Genomic DNA, 15,863 nt, shown 5'->3' with positions numbered 1-15,863 from the left:
GAAAGCAAAAGGTCACTGGCTAGACCGTAGAGAAGAAAACAAACTCAATCACGTAGATCGGGATAAAATGAAGGAAAGTCGATGACGAATAGATGGCGAATAAAGAAAAACGCTCCCTAATATACGGGGAGCGTTTGGTTATCGCTAAGGCAACAGAGCCTAGAGTTTGACTTGTTGTAATGTGGGTTTCCAACGCGCCTGATTTGCTTCATTTTCAGGGGTTACTTGAACATTACGACCACCAACAATATTTAGAAGGTAGCGAGTATTACTGCCATCAACATAGCGGCTAATGAGCTTATCGCCTTCCCAATACCATTTCTGTGCTAAGTTCGCACCACACTGTTCGACTGTGAGCGTTTTGTCAGCGTTTACGGTCAAACAACGATCGGATGCCACTCGGCTACGATAACGTTCTTCTTTATCTAGGCCCCAAACTTGGTTCCAACTGCCGTGACAGCTCCAGCCGTTAACCGAACCACCCGCAACCGTTTTGTCACCGTTCTCACCATAAACATCTAGGCAGAGATCGTTGTTGCTCAATGACTGCAGTGTAACGTGTGCTTCCGCTTCAAACAGTGGATGATTCCAGTCGATGCGAATACGTTGTTTCACAGTACTGCTGTTGGTTGACGAGCCCGCAGAGCCGTAAACCGAAAACAGCGCTGAAGGAAGAACGGTACCAAAGCGTGCACGATAGTTGAGTTTCACGCCCATCTCAAAATCCGTTACGCCAGTTTCAGACACGGGCGCTTCGTACAAAACGTCATAGTTCGGTTTGAAGTTGGAATAAGAGATAGGGTTGAACTTCGTCTTATCAAATACCCAGCCACTGCCCCAGTGAGCGGCGGTGAAATAGCATCCAAGCTCTTGGCGGCGCAGTTCATCACATTCCCCAAATTCACGCTCGAATGAAATATCAAAATCACTCAATGATGAACGGTTGTTGATGCGATAGTCTTTTGTATCAAACACCAAGGTCTTCGAGTAGTTGTAGGTAAATGAGCCACTGACTTCGCCACCCACTTTCGGGCCGTCTTTGTTCACTTCCGCACCTACTTTGCCGTTAATACCGATGGAGTAACCGTAAGTATCGCGGTGTTGGTAGTTTTTGTTCTCATTCTGCGGTAGGTCACGGGCTTTTTTCGGTGTGTAACCAGAAACGGGTTTCACCCAAAGGTCGTAACTGCTGGCGAATGGACCAATGTAAGTGCGGCGGTTTGCCCAACTCTGGAACCAGCTGTGATCTTGCTGTAGCTCGTTAACCAAATGAATACCCGTGCCAGGCTTGTCGGCATCGACGGTGAAACGGACAATTTTGGCGTCAGGAGTAAAACCATCTGACGTTGCCGATTGTACCGAGCGCATTTGTGCCACATTGACGCGAACATCGATGGAAGCACCCGCATTACACCAGTCTCGTGTGGCGTTGAAATCACCGCTTGTGTGCAACACACACTTAATCTTTGAGCTGGTGATGTAAATAGGTTTCTCAACAATCGGCACATATTCTTGTGCGCCAACCTGTACCGCGGTAGCTAAAAGAGAAAGGGTAAACAGAGTCATTTTTTTCATCTTATTTTCCCTCAGATTGGAAGCGGTCTAGGGCATGAGTGAGAGAAAGTTTAACGCTCTCTAACTCGGCTTGGGGATCGTTGATTGGGTTGTCATTCTCGTCGGTGACATCGCTGACAATCGCATTGACTAAGGCGTCGCCTTGATAAACCCCCGTAACCACAACAGGCGCTGACAGTCCTAAACCAGTGAGTTTTTGGCTCCAATCAAGCCTTGCGTCGTCACCAGCAATTTGAGTCAAATCAATCACCACGGTGCTACCGGAGATGATATGACTTTTTGCTTGAGTGATTTCGTCACCGGTTGCTGTTCCTACATTGACATACAACACATCATTACTGTTTAGCTGGCCGTTAAACAGCGTGACATTTTGTTGGTACTGATCGGCAATGGTTTGTGAAAGCTCACTTTCGCTGCCCAAAATTTGAACATCAGCAAAAGTATTCGCCGCAAACAAACAGCAGAGTAGGGTAAGGCGTCCTACATTTCTATTTTTGTTATTAAGCATAGATTCCTCATTACGAGTAAGGGTTATTATTGTTATTTTCTCCATAACATTAATATTTGTATGGAGATTGTTTGGTTCGTCCTTGAGAATAGATATGCACCAAAATCCTGTTGGCTATTTATTAATAATCCTGAAAATATTTCATATAAATAAAATAAAAGTATTTTTTGGCTCACTGTCACAAAATCAACAGATTAATATCTGATCTATTATTGTTTTAAAAGTGATCTAATATAAGCTTACTCTAAATTTAATTTATTGATTAATGTGGGTGTTGTTATTTTATCTTATTGTTTTTATGTGATTTTTGCTTTTGGTTTTTATGTGTAAGATTTGACTAAAAAAGAGGGTGGTTAATTAGTTGTTTTTAATTTAACTATTTCTTAATTATTGGCTTGAATTTTTAAATTGATAAAAATGAAATCTATTTATTCATATTTGTCATCACTAAATTATTTAATGCAGAAATTCATTTTTAGAATTATTGCTCTAAAATAAGTTTGTTTTTATTCAATGAAAAAGCGAAATAGGTTTTGATTGTTATTTCGCTATTTTTGGTATGTTTTAACTCTCTTAAGTCCTCAGGAAAAATTTACGGGTATAGTGATTGGATGTTGAACGTTGGATGTTGAAAGTTAAGAGCTTGGTCATGATTTATTTTTAGCTTCGAATTTATAATGTGCGGGAACACTGGCATCGAGGATGCCCAATCACTTTTGTGTGAGGGCGGTGACAGGTGTTGAGCTAAATCAATAACAAAGAGCAGGATTACAATGCTTAGAAAACTTTCTTTAAAAAACAAACTCGCTGTTTCAGCGAGCGCTGCCATTATTGTCGGGGGACTTTTGGTTGAAGCGCTATCATTTAACGCTTCGCTAAATCGGTTGGAAGTCGAGGTGCAACAGCGCTTGACCAGTACCACCGCGTCATACAATCAATATGTAACGGACTGGCTACTGTCAAAAGAGCGAGCGTTAACGGCGCTATCCTCTGAAGTCGACAAACAGTCCATTGTGACTCATTTAAAACAGGTGAAAGATTCGGCCAGTTTTGACAATGTCTTTCTCGCCTACCCAGATGGTGCGCAAGACAACGCGAATGGTGTGGTTTTACCGCCGGGGAACGATGATCCTCGCCAATGGGGTTGGTATAAAAACGCCATGGCGAATCCAGCTAAAGTCTTTATGGATAACCCAACTGTCGCCGCGGCAACCGGGGCAAATGTGGTCTCATTAGGTAAAGCTCTTTCATTGCATGGTCAGCAAGTGGTGCTGGGCGCGGATGTGGAAATCACCGACATTCTTAACAGTATGGCTAAGGTAATCTTACCCGGTGAAGGTTATATGTTCATTGCCAACCAGCAAGGCAATGTGTTTACCCACTCCGATACCAAGTTGCTGAATCAACCAGTCAGTCAACTTGGCTTGAAGTTTAATGACATCACCCAAGCTGCGCGAGACGGCAAAGATATCTATGTGGATGTCTTTGGTGAAAAATCCGTGGTGTATGCAAAAGCGATAGAAGGCACGCAACTGACGACCGTGAGTGTTATCAATTACAACTCGTTGGTTGAGCCGTTGTTTGATGCTGTCATCGGCCAAATTCTGGTCACCGCGGTGGTGGTGATTGTGTGTACGCTACTGTTCAATATGTTATGTAATTTGCTGTTCCGTCCACTCAATAACGTGTCTGTTGCGCTTGAACAGATCGCCAACGGCAGTGGTGATTTAACGCAACGTATTGTGGTTGAAAGCGACGATGAAGTGGGTAAATTGGCTCATAATTTCAATACATTTGTCGCGAGTTTACAGCAACTGATTGGCCACATTCGCGAGCAGTCTCATCAGCTTACTCAACAGTCGGATAAAAGCACTTATCGAGCAAACAGTGCAGTGAACGAAATTCATCACCAACAACAAGAAATCACCATGGTTGCGACGGCGGTGACTGAACTGGCCAGTGCCACGCAAGAAATCGCATCGCATGCGGAGCAAACCGCGCGCGCAGCACAGGATTCTGCTGCCAGCACCAACGATGGCCATGCCTTGGTGCTGCATACCAAGTCTTCGATCAATAGCCTAGCGAGCGAACTGGACCAAGCGAGCAACGTGATTTCGGATCTTAATCGTCATGCTCAGGAAATTTCGACCGTACTTGCCACGATTCAAGGCATTGCGGAGCAAACCAACTTGTTGGCATTGAACGCGGCGATTGAAGCGGCTCGCGCTGGGGAGCAAGGGCGTGGCTTTGCGGTTGTGGCGGATGAAGTGCGTGTGTTGTCGCAGCGTACTCATTCTTCGACAGAAGAGATCAAATCCACCATCGATGCCTTACAACAAATTACGCATCGTGCAGTGAACTTGATGGAAAACAGCTCGAAGTTAGCCGGCAACTCAGTTGCTGATGCGGATAAAGCGACGCAGGCATTGGAAGAAATCAACACAGCGGTCACACTCATTAGCGACATGGCGACGCAAATCGCCACTGCGGCTGAAGAGCAAACCCATGTGACCAGCGAGATCACCCAAAACATCACGTCGATCAAAGATGTGGCCGATCAGTTGGTAGTCAGCTCGCAAGACAGCTCCGTGGAGTCGAACCAGCTAAAAGAGCAAGCAGAGGAACTCAGCGCGAAAGTGGCCACGTTTAAGTTGTCATAACTATTTGTTCTTAAAAGAGTATGTTTAAGAAATAAAACGGCGTCTTCGGACGCCGTTGTTTTGAAGCAAGATCACACAGTGATAAATCAATCAAACTGGTTGAGTATAAATTTAGAGTTAAAACCCAGAAATTTGTAAAGCGAAACGTATATTCTCAGTTATTCAACAATGTTTATAACTACAATGAGAGTCAACTATGCAATTTAGTTTGAAGAGGAAGATGGTTTCCTCGGTTGTTTTGGCTATTGCAATCACATCTGCCACTTTACTATTCGTCGGATACAAAACGTTTAACACTCACAGCTGGCGTGCGATTGAAAGTGAGAGTCGCAACACGCTTGAAGCGCATGCCAAAGGCATTGCCGATTGGTTTCATGATAAGCAATTGGCGGTGAAAGGTTTAAGAGAAGAGATTGAACGTAACCCAAACCTGGATATTGTGCCTCATCTACGTCAAACCCTTATCGCTGGCGGCTTTGGCTTAAGCTACTACGGTAACGAACAAGGTGAAATGTTTCGTCATGATCCTTCGCTAAACAAACCCGGCTACGACCCGCGTGCGCGTGGTTGGTACAAAGAAGCAAAAGCGGAAGATCGCGCGATTACCACTGCGCCTTATGTCAGTGTGACCATGCAAACTTTGGTCGTTACTTTGACAGATCCAGTGCGTCAAAACGGCAAGTTAATTGGTGTAGCGGCATCCAACCTTGCGTTGGATAAATTGATCAAAGACGTGCTAGCGATTCAAGTGCCAGGGAATGGTCAGGCCATTCTGGTCAACCGTAAAGGGGCGATCGTGGCACACCCAAATAAAGATGTGCTGCTGAAACCCATCCATGAGATCGCTTCTGAGCTGAATATTACCCAACTGATTCAAGCGGCAGACAGCGATACCGCCATCTACGCGACAGTGAATGGTGCTGAGAAAGTGATCATGGCGCAGCCGATCGAGTACACAGACTGGTTACTTGTGATGGAGATGGACAAAGCCACGCTTGAAGAGCCGATTACGGACATGCTGTTTAGTCAGGCGTTAATCGGTTTGTTGGTCTTGGTGATCATGGCCGCTGCAACCTCTTGGTTTGTTGCAAGACAGTTGATCGAACTGGGGCGTGTTAGCGAAGCGTTGGCGGATATTGCCGAAGGTGATGGTGACTTAACCCGTCGTTTGCAAGTGACCAGCCAAGACGAAGTGGGCCAACTGGCTGAGAAGTTCAACAAGTTCGTCGACCGCTTGCATGTGATGGTGAAAAACGTGCGCGACGTTTCTGGAGCATTGAACCTCGGAGCTGACGAAGCAGCACGTACTGCAACCCAGCGCAGCAACAGCATTCGCCAGCAGCAAGATGAAATTACGATGGTGGCCACCGCGGTAACGGAAATGGCGTCAGCGACGGCGGAAATTGCAGGCAACGCAGACAACACCGCGAAGAATGCCAACCAGTCGGTGGAACTGAGTCAGCATGGTTTCCAACAAATGACCAAGAGCCAAGATTCTATCCACTCATTGGCGAGTGAGCTCAACAGTGCAGTCGAAATTATTGGTGAGCTGGAAGCACATGGTCAGCAAATCTCGACCATTCTTGCAACGATTAGAGACATTGCAGAACAGACCAACTTGTTGGCGCTGAATGCGGCGATTGAAGCGGCGCGTGCTGGTGAACAAGGCCGCGGTTTTGCGGTGGTTGCTGATGAAGTTCGTGTTCTGTCTCAACGTACTCATGCCTCAACAGAAGAGATCCAAAGCAAGATTCAAGGGCTGCAAAAAGCCACAAACGATGCGGTGTCTGTGATGAAGCAAAGCCATCAATTAGCCGAGACCAGTGTTGCGGATGTGAATCTAACGGGCGAGAGTTTGACTGCGATTGGTGAAGCAATTCAAACCATCAGCGATATGGCAACGCAAATTGCGTCGGCGGCTGAAGAGCAATCGCTGGTGACCGCCGATATCAATGGCAACACGGAGTCGGTGCGTGAGGTGAGTGATCGACTCGCACACGACGCCATCGACGCGGTTGAACAAGCCAAACGTCTGCATGCGCTTGCGGGCGACTTGGATAGAGAGATTTCTCGCTTTAAGTTGTAACGTCGAGCTTCTAGAACCATTGATTGGAATAGTAATGATAAAATCGGCACCTCAGGTGCCGATTTTTTTGTGTCATACTCGCTCTACGTTTAGAGCATGTACATGCGCGCGCTGCGAGCTGGAATTCGGAAGGTGTGGTAACGCGAACTCACGGTTTCAGTCACGCCAGTGAGTGTATCTGTGTAAGGCTGATACCAGTTGAACTCATGCTGATAGGTGTCAACGGTATGAGAACGCTCTTCACCGCATTTATTAATGCCGACCACCCCTTGTTTACCGCGCTTAAACATCAGTAGACACTGGTCGCTGTACAGCATCGTCATCTCTTGCCCTTGCATTTGGTTATGGAAGCGCAACATGTTCTTCATCAGGTCACGGTTCCAAACGCCTTCCCAACGGCGATTGTCGCGATCTTCGTTATCAGGTAAGTTGTCGCTGTAAATCAGAGGTGTGCCGCCATCTTTACCGAGGATATAAGCGTAAGCCAACTCTTCATCTTTCGGATCCATGATTTGATAACGGAAACCGTCGTTCGTTGGGATGTCGTGCGTGATGGTAAAGGTAATTGAACGTGCGTTTTCAAGCCCTTGACCATAGGCTTGTGGATCATGAAGCATATTCATGCCACCGCTGTAGGAGAAGGCGTTGCGAATAGAGGCAAACAGTGGGAAATCGTAAGCCGAATGGTTGGTGGCGTTGAGATAAGGCGCTAAGAAATTCTCATAGCTGGAGTCGCCTTTGCCACCACTGGTGATCACTTCACCAAATACGTGCATTCCGGCGGTAATCTCTGCAGTGAAAATCTGGTCGATTTGATATTGGCTCATGTGTTTAACCGCATCAATGCGGAAGCCTTTCACACCTAAACCTTTTAGCGCATTCAAATACAAACGTTGCTGTGACACCACCCAGTTGTTCGGATCTAAGTCTGGCAGCCCTCGGTCACCAGCACCGCCACAAAGACGCCAGTACTGAACATTGCCGGCATCATTCCAATCGCTAATACAGCCTTCTGGGTGGAAGTCAAAGCCAGAGAATAGGTTTTCCGTTAAATTGCCAAAAAGCGTTTGGTCCGCATAATAACTGGTGTTAGCTGCGTATTGTTGCAGCACTTCACTGCCAGGGTAATTTAAGTCTTCACGCTTCCATGTTTCATTGGCCATATGGTTAAGCACCACATCGGCATACACATCAACGCCGACCGCCTTCAGAGCATCAATCATGGATTTTAAGTCACTTTTGTTGCCAAGTGGGGAATCGATCACGCGCAGATCTTGCGGTTGATAACGTGCCCACCATTCATTGCCACTCGATTTCAGTGCTGGCGAAATCAGCACTTTTTTATAACCCGCCGCCGCGATTTGCGAGGCGTTTTGCGTGACGTCGGAGTACTTCCAGTTAAATGCATGCAAAATGGCGTCAGCATTGGCGGTACTGGAGAGGCTGCAAGCGATGGCAGCAGAGAGAAAAACGAATTTTGACGGTTTCATAGGGTATGTCTCTTATTATCGGTATGACTTCAAAAGGGTTTGCCTGCGTGAAGTGTGGTCGCTTTAACGGTGTGACTTTAAGCAACAACGCTTAGTAGCTCGGCGTCATTAATGATAAAAAATCCATAAATAATATGAATATCATTAATAGGTGTGCGGAAGCTAAATCACACTGTGTAGGGGTGGGATTTATAAAATTGTGCACTTGCATTTATTTTGCACACTTTGCCAAATGTACAATTTGTGTTAATGCAAGTTGTTGTATTTAAACGAATTGATCAACATCACTTTTTGTATGCATCTAGAGCTAGTCATCACTTGCGTTCTCGGTTAAGGTTACGGCCATTAACCCTTTCTTGGCGAACGAGATGAGTCTTTCTTTTTCAAATATCCAACGTTCACAATTGCCCGATATCGAGGCGATGGAAAAACAGTTATTCGCTCAACACGGTTATCCTGCGTTCTTTTTACGTCAAGCTTATGATTGCTGGCGTAGTGGTTTTATTGTGGCTGAGTGTGAACATCAGATTGCGGGGTATGTGCTGATTGTACCTAAGGCAGACAAGTGCAATGAAGCTTGGATGCTGTCGTTGGCAGTATCGCCAGCTTACCAAGGGCAAGGAATTGCCAAACAATTGGTGAAGTATGCGCTGGCGCGTCAGTCGCATTACCAACAAATCTATTTGACGGTTGCGCCAGACAATCTGCCAGCGCGCGCCATCTATCAATCCTGTGGCTTTGAAATCCTCACCGAGGAAGAGAACTATTTTGATGATGGTGAAAGCCGTTTGGTGATGTGTCGCACAGCGTTTAACACAGTCTCTACAGGTGCACAATAAGGCAACATTGTGCACCGCCATTGTGCATTATCAGCATGGGCATGGTGATAACAGTAAGCTAATTGATTGAAATAATTACACTGTTTGGTTTGGCACTTGCTTTGCTATTACTTTTTACAGTCACGCGTCGCGCGCTGAACAATAAAACAAACTAAGCAACGTCACGGCAACGAAGCCTCTTCTGGAAACAGAAGGGGCTTTTTTCATTTTAAAGGAGTTATCTATGCATGGATGCAGCAAAACAACGTGTCCTTACTGTGGGGTAGGTTGTGGTGTGGAGGTGAAGCCAGATGAGCTGGTGGGAGACAAAGAACATCCTGCCAATCATGGCGCATTGTGCGTCAAAGGCGCGGCGTTGGCGGAGAGTTTAAACATGCCGAGCCGTTTGCTTTATCCCAAGCTCGCTGATGAGCAAATCAGTTGGGAGCAGGCGAGCGATTGGATTGCGCAGCGAATTCATCAGGCGATGGAAGAATACGGTCCGGATTCTGTGGCCATGTACGTATCAGGGCAATTGCTGACCGAAGATTACTACGTTGGCAATAAGTTGATGAAGGGCTATGTGGGCAGCGCAAACATCGACACCAACTCGCGCTTATGTATGTCCTCTGCGGTCGCCGCTCATGTACGAGCGTTTGGTGAAGATGTCGTCCCCGTGAGTTATGACGATCTCGAACATGCGGAGCTGATCGTGATCAGTGGTGCCAACACGGCGTGGACCCATCCCGTGTTGTTTCGCCGCATTCAGCAAATCCGTGAGAACAATCCAAACGTCAAGTTGGTGGTAATTGATCCACGTAAAACCGTCACCGCAGAGCAAGCGGACCTGCATTTGCCCATCGCCAATGACAGCGATGTCAGCTTGTTTCATGGTTTGCTTGCTTATTTGCTCGAGCAGCAAGGCAGTGACAAGGGCATCGATACCGAGTTCATTGAGTTACATACCCAAGGGTTTGCCGCGCTACAGGCTGTAGTCTCGAGCGGGGCATATCAATTGGAGCAAGTGGCGTTTCACTGTGGCATCGAAGTTCAAGCGCTGCGCACTTTCTATCAATGGTTTTCACGCAGCAACGCGACGATGACGCTGTTTTGCCAAGGGGTCAATCAAGCGCAAAACGGGGTGGATAAAGCCAATGCCATCATCAATGCACATCTCGCCACGGGGCAAATTGGTAAGCGCGGCGCAGGCCCCTTTTCGTTGACGGGCCAGCCCAATGCCATGGGGGGAAGAGAAGTGGGTGGGCTCGCTAATCAGTTGGCGGCTCACCGAGGTTTTGATCCTGATTCCATCCGTGCTGTGCAGCAGTTTTGGCAATCGCCGCGCATTGCAGAACAACCCGGTTTAAAAGCGCTGGATCTATTTAAGGCTGTCGAGCGAGGGGAAATCAAAGTGTTGTGGATCATGGCCACCAATCCGGTGGTCTCAATGCCTGATAACCGATGGATACGCCAAGCGCTCGAACGATGCCCGTGTGTGATTGTGTCAGACATCACTGCCGATTCAGACGTTGCACACTACGCTGATTTGCTGCTACCCGCCGCTGGATGGGGAGAAAAGCAAGGCATGGTCACCAATTCTGAGCGGCGAATGTCGCGTCAGCGTCGATTTATCTCCCCACCAGGAGAAGCTAAACCCGATTGGCAAGCCATCTGTGAAGTAGGCGCGCGTTTATCGCTAAAGTTGCAGGCGAAAAATGGCTTTGCGTTTGACTCTGAAGCGGCGATTTTCCGTGAGTTTGCAGGGCTCACGGCCATCAATAGTGACAGCCATTACAAGTTGGATCTCGCTCAATATCAGAATCTCAGTGACGAAGCCTACGAGCAGTGGCGCCCAACCCAATGGGGAGGAGAGTCACCCTACGCGGATGGTCGCTTTTCTCATCCCGATGGCAAAGCCAGATTCGTCGCCGTGACGGAGTTGGCAAACAGCAGTGATGAGCCTATAGGCAGAGGGCTCTGGCGCTTAAATAGCGGACGTCAGCGTGATCAATGGCATACCATGACACGCACGGGTCATATTGAGAAACTGGCTGCAAGCGAGCTTGAGCCTTCCGTCTATCTAAATCGTCTGTCGGCTGAAAAGCTTGAACTGCAAGCAGGAGAGCTGGCATACATCACCAATCCGCAGACTCTGCAATCCCTGTTGGCTAAGGTGGTCATTGATGAGTCGATGGCGTTTGGTGAGCTGTTTATGTCCATGCATTGGGCTGGACGCTATGGCGGTCAGAGCCAAGTCAACGCTGTGGTCAGTGCCACGGGCGATCCCATTTCGGGCCAGCCTGCGTTTAAATCCAGCCTTGTTGAGGTAGAAAAAGCACCGGTCGTCAGCTTTGGTGTGATGATCAGCGATTTCTCGCCTGCGATAGCAACAGACTATTGCGCATACCAACATCAAGACCAATCCGGAGTATGGCGCGTTGCAAGCTTAACGCTGCCACCACAGCAACTGGCGGAGATAAATCTGCCGCCGGGTAGTCAGGTTCGCCGCGTGACTTGGCAGCATGAACTCGGTTGGATCACACTGCAACTGCAAAGTGACACAGACGAAGCAAACCAAGCCAAGTTGCAAGCGGTCTTCATCGCCTCTTCACAGCCACTCAAAGCGGACTATCAACAGTTACTAAAGCTCATTGGTGAGCCCATCAACTGGCAAGCACTGATGCAAGCGGGCTTCGCCACACGAGTTAGCCAGCTTGTGTGCAGTTGTCTGCGCGTGACGGACAGGCAAATAGAACAAGCGATTGAGCAAGAGGGCGTGACTACGCTGACGCAATTGCAAAACCAGCTCCAGTGCGGCACCAATTGCGGGTCGTGCATTCCGCAGCTCAAACAATATTTTGCCCCTGCCATCGCGCAGCCAAGCCGTTAATCCACTCGGCAACGAAGGAAAGCATTATGGATACAAGCATCAGCACTCAATTACGCGATCGCAGCTATAGCGAACATGCGATTTGTTACCACTCATCACGAGGTTTGCAAGCCAAGAGTCACCCAACGTCAACTGGGGCAGCCGCATCGGGTTTTGTCTACTTAGTCGGCGCAGGGCCGGGCGATCCTGAACTGCTGACGGTGAAGGCGGTCAACGCGCTGCAACAGTGCGATCTGTTGGTTTATGACCGCTTGGTCAGTAAAGAAATTCTGGCACTGGTGCCAGAGCACGTGGACAAAATTTATGTGGGTAAACGCTGTGGCGAGCCGAGTCTAAAGCAAGATGAGATCAATCAGATCATCGTCAGCTTTGCGCAACTTGGGCGCAAAATCGTTCGGCTCAAAGGGGGCGACCCCTTCATCTTTGGCCGTGGCGGCGAAGAGGCGTTAGCGCTGGTCGAGCACAACATTCATTACTGTGTGGTTCCCGGCATCACGGCGGCCATCGGCTGCGCGGCGAGCTGTGCCATTCCGCTCACGCACCGAGAAGTTGCGCGCAGTGTTACGCTCGTGACTGGTACTGTGGTGACGGGGTCACTTCCTGCTTGGTCTGCAATTGTTGGAGCGGGGCAAACACTGGTGTTTTACATGGGGTTAGAATCGGCACGCGCGATCGAACAAGGTTTGCTTGGGCAGGGGGTTCGTGCAGATTTCCCTGTCGCTATCGTGACGCAAGGTTCGACACCTGAGCAGAAAACGTACGTGACAACCCTGGCCACGTTGGAAAAAACAGCAGTGGCGCTAAAAGGGGTGAGTCCGGCATTGATCATTATGGGGGAAGTCGTCAAACTGCGGGAAAGATTAAAGACCACCCTTGCGGCAGTCGCGCCCATGGCTAACGCCTCATTTGTTAATGAGTGATTGATGAATGAGTGTCGCAGCCAGAAGGACGACCGCAGCTAAGCAGCAAAAGAACAACGAGGAAGTATGAGCACAATTTTGGAATGTATCCGCACGGTTGGACGCGGTGAGCGTGGACGCAAACCCCTGACGTTTGAACAAGCCTATCAAGTCATGGATGAGTATCTCGATGGTCAAGTGGGTGATGACCAGATGGCGATGCTGCTGATGCTGATCCGCGTACAAAATGAGACTCGCCAAGAGATCGCGGGATTTGTTAAAGCTTTCCAAAGTCGAGTACCTAACCTTGGTGCAGACATTGATTGGCCTTGTTATGCGGGAAAACGCGCCTCTGCGGGTAAGCCTTGGCATCTTCTTGCGGCAAAAATTTTTGCCAATAATGGCTACAAAGTTTTGCTCCACGGATACAACGACAAACCCGCAGGGCGTGAACATGCAGAGCATTATTTAGAGGCGGTAGGTGTGCGTGAGGCGGGCTCTACGCAAGAAGCGAAAACAGTGCTTGAGCAAGATGGTATCGTTTATCTGCCGCTGCGAAATTTTGCGCCGATGGCGGAGAAAATGATTGGTTGGAAAAGCCGTTATGGTCTGAGAACACCGATCAACACCGTGGTTCGAGCGCTTAACCCAGGCGGGGCGAAAATCGGCCTGCGTGGCAGTTTCCATCCCGGGTTCCAGCAGTTGCACGCGGAAGTGGAAGATGAAATTGGCTATACCGAGCACGGCGTGATCTCATTTAAAGGCCAGTCGGGAGAGTCGGAGTTTAATCCCAAAGTGAGCCAAACCGTGTGGTTCAGTGGTCAGGAAGGGGTCACCTCTCATTATTGGACTGAGCAAATGTGCTCAGACATCGCGATTGTGCAGAACTGTCCGTTTGCAACGCCGGACGACGAGAAGAACCTGATGGCCAACACCATCGTGGCAACCTTAGCCGCGCTGCTGTTTACCGAACTGCAAGATCGAGAAGCGGCACTGGAAAAGGCGCATGATTTTTGGCGTCAATACTGCGCGGCGGTCAATATCTCGGCCTAGTATCGCAGCCTAGTTCGCGGCAACTTACCGCGCGGGGATATTTGTCGAATACAAGGGTGTTAACTATCTTTAAAGCCAAACGGTGCCTATTTCCCCCGTTTGGCTTTTCCATTTCTAGGAGTGAACACCATGGTTGGCAAAACATCGAATTCAGCAACAAAGCAACCCATCCCACAAGAAGCCTTTGATTGGTATGACGAGTATGCGCACGGCAAGATTGACCGCCGTGAGTTTTTAAATCGCCTAGCCGGGTTGGCGGTGCTTGGCTTTAGCGTTGCGACATTAACCGAGGCACTGCTGCCGGATTACGCAAAGGCGGAGCAAGTGTCGTTTAATGACCCCGATATCAAAGCCAGTTATCAAACGTTCCCCTCACCAAAAGGCCATGGCGAAGGCAAAGGCTATTTAGTGGTGCCAACGCAACTGACCACGCCGCTACCAGTGGTGCTCGTGGTGCATGAAAATCGTGGCCTCAACCCCTACATCAAAGATGTCGCACGCCGTTTAGCCAAGCAGGGGTTTGTCGCTTTTGCACCGGATGCATTAGCGCCTGTCGGCGGTTATCCGGGTAATGATGACCAAGGCCGTGAGCTGCAAAAGAACCTCGATAGAGCAAAAATAGAGCAAGATTTCATCGCCGCGGCGCAATACCTCAAAACGCATACTCTGAGCAATGGCAAGCTAGGAGCGGTTGGTTTCTGTTTTGGCGGCTATGTGGTGAACATGTTGGCGGCCGTTATGGGTGAACAGTTAAATGCTGGGGTACCGTTTTATGGCACGCCAGCAGACAAATCGTTACGAGCCGACATCAAAGCGCCCCTTCAACTCCATTTCGCCGAACTCGACCAACGAGTGAATGCCACTTGGCCTGACTATGAGCAAGATTTAAAAGCCATTAATGCTCGCTACAACGCCTTCATCTATCCGAAGGTCAATCATGGCTTTCATAACGACTCGACCGCCCGTTATGCGCCAGAAGAGGCAGAGTTGGCTTGGCAAAGAACCGTGGAGTTTTTCCGTCGCGAGCTCAAATCCTAGTAGCGCATCGCCACGAATCCATTAATCCACACAGCCCGTTAATCCACACGGCCAAGGTCAGTCTGCCTTGGCTGTTCTTTTTGCACTGTTTTCGTTCTATCGATGGGCGCGTTCTCCAAGGTGGCACATTCCTTGTTATGTCATAGTGAAATAACGAAAACGACAAGGAATGTCTATGACGAAAAAGCCTTATCAAAGGACGATGATTGTTTGCTGCGATTCATTAACACAACAAGCGCATTTAGCCGAGCGATTGGCGAAAGAATATGACCAAGTGCTGGGGTGTCAGCTTGGGCAATTGGAACATATCCTGCGGCGAGAAGCTGAAAGCTGCGTCGTCGTCGGATGGTCCGCCCCTTGTGCTGAAGTGCGGTTGATCATTGAGTATTGTCGTCAACAAAAGCGGCCGGTTCTGGTCTTGTTTCGTCAAGTTTTTTCTCAACAATTCAATCAGTTAAAAGATTGTCACGACTGTGTGTTTTTACCAGAAGAAAACACTTTGCCCTTAGCGCCTTGGATCGACTACGCCGCGCAACTAAGAGAAAGTTACTTGCTGGTGGAGGAGAAAGTGGCGCTTTTAAATGACAAATTGCAAGAGCGAAAAGTGATTGAAAAAGCCAAAGGTCTACTGATGAAGTTTCAACAAGTGGACGAAGAAACCGCCTATCAAGCGATGCGTCGTTCCGCGATGCAAACCAGTCAACCCATGCTGCAAGTTGCGAAAAACGTGATTGCGACGTTAACCACACTGTAAGGTTGTTCTACTACTTTGGGGGTAAGAGAAAAAAGTGCAATTGGTGCGACGTGCACTAAATCAAAGCAGTGATGCAGGAAGCAGCAAAGAAC

At 48.4% G+C, this 15,863-nt stretch carries 10 protein-coding genes and 1 pseudogene; 8 read left to right on the top strand and 3 right to left on the bottom strand.

The genetic code is table 11. The features are described 5' to 3' along the window. Positions 1–159 precede the first annotated feature (159 nt). Both PQQ36_RS02355 and PQQ36_RS02350 read right to left on the bottom strand, forming a co-directional pair. Positions 160–1,575: a leukocidin family pore-forming toxin gene (locus PQQ36_RS02355; RefSeq protein ID WP_011152263.1), complete on the bottom strand. Its 1,416-nt coding sequence runs from the start codon at positions 1,573–1,575 to the stop codon at positions 160–162. Position 1,576: 1 nt separating this feature from the next. Beyond that, positions 1,577–2,128 (bottom strand): cytolysin secretion protein, encoded by a 552-nt coding sequence (locus PQQ36_RS02350; RefSeq protein WP_273660295.1) that lies wholly within the window; start codon positions 2,126–2,128, stop codon positions 1,577–1,579. 728 nt (positions 2,129–2,856) lie between these two features. On the opposite strand from PQQ36_RS02350, the gene PQQ36_RS02345 reads away from it, so the two are divergent. Both PQQ36_RS02345 and PQQ36_RS02340 read left to right on the top strand, forming a co-directional pair. Then, positions 2,857–4,743, top strand: a complete 1,887-nt coding sequence (locus tag PQQ36_RS02345) for a methyl-accepting chemotaxis protein (RefSeq protein WP_011152261.1) — start codon at positions 2,857–2,859, stop codon at positions 4,741–4,743. Between the two features lie 196 nt (positions 4,744–4,939). Then, a complete protein-coding gene (locus PQQ36_RS02340; RefSeq protein WP_011152260.1) occupies positions 4,940–6,829 on the top strand; it encodes a methyl-accepting chemotaxis protein in 1,890 nt (629 codons plus the stop codon). Positions 6,830–6,918: 89 nt separating this feature from the next. Here PQQ36_RS02340 and PQQ36_RS02335 read toward each other — a convergent pair whose 3' ends face one another. Continuing rightward, positions 6,919–8,319 (bottom strand): alpha-amylase family protein, encoded by a 1,401-nt coding sequence (locus PQQ36_RS02335; protein ID WP_011081357.1) that lies wholly within the window; start codon positions 8,317–8,319, stop codon positions 6,919–6,921. A 368-nt stretch (positions 8,320–8,687) separates the two neighbouring features. Here PQQ36_RS02335 and PQQ36_RS02330 point away from each other — a divergent pair, with 368 nt between their 5' ends. The 6 genes and pseudogenes from PQQ36_RS02330 (at position 8,688) to PQQ36_RS02305 (ending at position 15,771) form a co-directional block, all read left to right on the top strand. After that, a complete protein-coding gene (locus PQQ36_RS02330; protein ID WP_108694685.1) occupies positions 8,688–9,158 on the top strand; it encodes a GNAT family N-acetyltransferase in 471 nt (156 codons plus the stop codon). A 223-nt stretch (positions 9,159–9,381) separates the two neighbouring features. Further along, a complete protein-coding gene (locus PQQ36_RS02325; protein WP_176301622.1) occupies positions 9,382–12,027 on the top strand; it encodes a nitrate reductase in 2,646 nt (881 codons plus the stop codon). A 26-nt stretch (positions 12,028–12,053) separates the two neighbouring features. Continuing rightward, positions 12,054–12,947, top strand: a complete 894-nt coding sequence (cobA, locus tag PQQ36_RS02320; RefSeq protein WP_273660294.1) for a uroporphyrinogen-III C-methyltransferase — start codon at positions 12,054–12,056, stop codon at positions 12,945–12,947. Positions 12,948–13,010: 63 nt separating this feature from the next. Then, positions 13,011–13,979: pseudogene (locus PQQ36_RS02315) on the top strand (glycosyl transferase family protein); the annotation flags it as partial. A 129-nt stretch (positions 13,980–14,108) separates the two neighbouring features. Continuing rightward, entirely contained in the window at positions 14,109–15,017 is a 909-nt protein-coding gene (locus tag PQQ36_RS02310) for a dienelactone hydrolase family protein (RefSeq protein WP_011081352.1), read from the top strand. A 175-nt stretch (positions 15,018–15,192) separates the two neighbouring features. Then, positions 15,193–15,771, top strand: coding sequence for an ANTAR domain-containing response regulator (locus PQQ36_RS02305; RefSeq protein ID WP_045622506.1), 579 nt, complete (start codon positions 15,193–15,195; stop codon positions 15,769–15,771). Positions 15,772–15,863: the final 92 nt, after the last annotated feature.

It is taken from the genome of Vibrio sp. CCUG 15886 (assembly GCF_028570825.1).
Taxonomy (GTDB): Bacteria; Pseudomonadota; Gammaproteobacteria; order Enterobacterales; family Vibrionaceae; genus Vibrio; species Vibrio vulnificus_B.
The sequence above is the reverse complement of the archived record's forward strand: the minus strand, read 5'-3'. Positions and strand labels throughout refer to the sequence as shown.

Coding starts and splice junctions, on each gene's coding strand:
- PQQ36_RS02355 (WP_011152263.1), bottom strand. CDS start 1,575: ATGAAAAAAATGACTCTGTTTACCCTTTCTCTTTTAGCTACCGCGGTA.
- PQQ36_RS02350 (WP_273660295.1), bottom strand. CDS start 2,128: ATGGAGAAAATAACAATAATAACCCTTACTCGTAATGAGGAATCTATG.
- PQQ36_RS02345 (WP_011152261.1), top strand. CDS start 2,857: ATGCTTAGAAAACTTTCTTTAAAAAACAAACTCGCTGTTTCAGCGAGC.
- PQQ36_RS02340 (WP_011152260.1), top strand. CDS start 4,940: ATGCAATTTAGTTTGAAGAGGAAGATGGTTTCCTCGGTTGTTTTGGCT.
- PQQ36_RS02335 (WP_011081357.1), bottom strand. CDS start 8,319: ATGAAACCGTCAAAATTCGTTTTTCTCTCTGCTGCCATCGCTTGCAGC.
- PQQ36_RS02330 (WP_108694685.1), top strand. CDS start 8,688: ATGAGTCTTTCTTTTTCAAATATCCAACGTTCACAATTGCCCGATATC.
- PQQ36_RS02325 (WP_176301622.1), top strand. CDS start 9,382: ATGCATGGATGCAGCAAAACAACGTGTCCTTACTGTGGGGTAGGTTGT.
- cobA (WP_273660294.1), top strand. CDS start 12,054: ATGGATACAAGCATCAGCACTCAATTACGCGATCGCAGCTATAGCGAA.
- PQQ36_RS02310 (WP_011081352.1), top strand. CDS start 14,109: ATGGTTGGCAAAACATCGAATTCAGCAACAAAGCAACCCATCCCACAA.
- PQQ36_RS02305 (WP_045622506.1), top strand. CDS start 15,193: ATGACGAAAAAGCCTTATCAAAGGACGATGATTGTTTGCTGCGATTCA.